This is a genomic window from Candidatus Cryosericum odellii (assembly GCF_003570935.1).
In the GTDB taxonomy this organism is placed as follows: Bacteria; Caldisericota; Caldisericia; order Cryosericales; family Cryosericaceae; genus Cryosericum; species Cryosericum odellii.
Map to the genome: position 1 here is coordinate 1 of NZ_QXIU01000045.1, position 2,775 is coordinate 2,775.

3 protein-coding genes are annotated in these 2,775 nt (G+C 55.9%); all 3 read left to right on the forward strand.

What is annotated here, in order from left to right:
* On the forward strand, positions 1-924 hold a 924-nt coding region (locus SMC5_RS01615; RefSeq protein WP_119119319.1), incomplete at its 5' end, for an aminotransferase class I/II-fold pyridoxal phosphate-dependent enzyme.
* 7 nt (positions 925-931) lie between these two features.
* On the forward strand, positions 932-2,308 hold the full coding sequence (gene glmU, locus SMC5_RS01620) for a bifunctional UDP-N-acetylglucosamine diphosphorylase/glucosamine-1-phosphate N-acetyltransferase GlmU (protein WP_119087409.1): 1,377 nt from the start codon (positions 932-934) through the stop codon (positions 2,306-2,308).
* Positions 2,298-2,775, forward strand: a 478-nt coding sequence (locus SMC5_RS01625; RefSeq protein WP_119119320.1) for a ribose-phosphate diphosphokinase, incomplete at its 3' end; no start/stop codon positions are given. The genes glmU and SMC5_RS01625, both read left to right, overlap by 11 nt.

The window sequence follows — 2,775 nt, forward strand, 5'->3', positions numbered from 1 at the left end:
GAAGGCGAGAAGAAACTGGCGAAGTTCAAAGAGGTCGAGGACGTTCTAATGTACCAGGGAGGTCTGACGGCAAATTCTGGCACCATTCCCGCGCTCGTCCACGATGGGGACTTTATTTTCAGCGACGAGTTGAATCATGCCAGCATTATCGATGGTTGCCGTCTCAGCAAGGCGAAGATCGTGCCCTTCAAACATTGTGACGTTGCTAGTCTCGAAGAGAAAATCAAGGAGTACGAGAGCGAGCCAGGCACGAAGATGGTCATCACCGATGGCGTCTTCAGTATGGACGGGGATATCGCTCCCTTGCCCGGCATCGTCGAAGTAGCCAAGAGACTTGGCGCAGTCACTATGGTCGACGATGCGCATGGCGAGGGAGTTCTGGGAGATCACGGACGTGGTATTGTGAATCATTTCCATCTCGAGGGAGAGGTCGATGTCGAGGTCGGAACCATGTCGAAGGCGTTCGGCGTGGTGGGTGGATACGTCGCTGGCACGCACACGCTTGTCGAGTATCTCAAGAACAAGTCCCGCACAATCTTGTTCAGCTCAACCATCACGCCGGCAGATGCCGGTGCAATCCTGAAGGTTATCGATATCTTGACCGAGAGCGACGAATTGGTGCGCAAGCTGTGGGAGAACGCAGCGTACTTCAAGGCCAAAATGAAGGCCTATGGGTTTGACACCTGGCGAAGTGAGACCCCGATCACACCCATCATCATTGGCGATGGACAGCTTGCCAAGAATCTCTCTGCCAAGCTGTTCGAAAAGGGAGTCTTTGCGCAGTCGCTTGGCTTTCCGACCGTTCCAAAAGACCTGGCACGCATCCGCTGTATGTTGTGCTCGACGCACACGAAGGAACAACTCGACTTTGCAGCCGACATGTTCCATGAGTCGGCTCTCGAGCTGGGCATTCTGAAGAGCTAGGCGTCTGATGTCTTATCCTGCTGTCCAGGCCCTGATCCTAGCCGGAGGACTCGGCACCCGCATGAAGAGTGCGGTGCCCAAGGTTCTCCATGATGTCCTTGGCCATCCCATAGTGTGGTACGTTGTTGATGCGCTCAAGGACATCGATGTACAGCCGGTTGTCGTCACACCGGCAGAGAATGATGGGTTTCGTGCAGCGTTCGGAGACCGCCTGGCATACGCGGTTCAGCCCGAACAGCATGGCAGTGGTCACGCTGTTCAGTGTGGCATGGACTACGTTTCTGCGGAGTACGTCCTTGTATGCAACGGGGATAATCCCTTTGCGTCCGCGGAAGACTACCGCGAGTTCCTAGACGAGAGTCTCGCTGAACATGCAGACGCGGCAGTCCTGGCGGCATGTCTCGAAGACCCCGGCCAACTGGGACGCGTCGTGCGGACCGTGGACGGTGCATTTGTTGGCATTGTCGAGGCACGAGACGCGCGGCCGGAACAGCTTGGTATTCACGAGATCAACACGGGCATTTACCTGTTTCGTTCAGTGGAGCTTCGCCGGTGGCTGGCACAGATGAAACCCAACAATGCTCAGGGCGAGTACTACATCACGGATTGCCTCTCAATGGCCGTGCAGGATGGCAGCCATGTGCGTTGCCATGTTGCTCATGGTACATGGGAGATGTCTGGTGTGAACGACCGGGTGGAGCTCGCGTTGGCCGCCGGCCTGCTTCAACGGCGAAAACTGGACCATCTGTGCCGGGAGGGTGTTACCATCGATATGCCGGCAACTGTCCGCGTCGACTGGGACGTCATTGTCGGACGCGATTCGGAGATCCGGCAAGGTTCCTGTCTGAAGGGAAGCACGAAAGTAGGTAACTCCAGCGTCATTGGACCCAACACGATTCTCATCGACGCGCAGGTGGGCGATGAAACAACGGTTCTTGCATCGTTCGTGGAGGGCTCCACGATAGGCAGCAACTGTGCAGTTGGTCCGTTTTCCTACATCCGGCCAGGGACTCTGACAGCCGAACGGTCAAAGGTCGGCGCTTTCTGTGAACTCAAGGCCTCATCCTTGGGAGCGGGGAGCAAGGTTCCACATCTTTCGTACATCGGCGATGCTGCAATTGCCGAGAACGTCAATATTGGAGCAGGTACGATCACCTGTAACTACGACGGATTCACGCATGTCAAGCACCACACGGTCATCGAGAAAGACGTCTTCATCGGCGCCAACAACAATCTGGTCGCTCCAGTGACGATTCATGAGGGAGCGTACACTGCGACCGGGTCGACTATCACCCATGATGTGCCCCCGGACGCTCTTGCCATCGCACGAGCGGTCCAAGTCGACAAAGAGGGATGGGTCAGGAGGAAAAAGCATGGAGAGTGAGTATAACCCGATCAAGATCTTCTCTGGCAATGCAAACCAGCCGCTGGCCGAGAAGGTCGCGTCCTATCTTGGTATTCCTCTCGGTCAGGCTGAGGTTGGCCGGTTTCCTGACGGAGAGATCAAGCTCCGTATCAGCGAGAACGTGCGGGGACTGAACGTTTACGTTATCCAACCCACCAATGCGCCTGCAGATAATCTGTTGGAGCTGCTGATCCTCCTTGACGCGCTGAAACGTGCTTCGGCGGCAAGCATTACAGCAATCATCCCGTTTTTCGGATATGCACGCCAGGATCGGAAAGTCCGTTCGCGAGAACCGATCAGTGCCAAACTGGTTGCGAATCTTATAACAGTTGCGGGTGCAGACCGCGTGGTCGCAATTGATCTCCATGCCGCCCAGATCCAGGGCTTCTTCGACATCCCCGCTGACAACCTTACGGCCATGGTCCAGTTTGCGCAGTATATCAAGC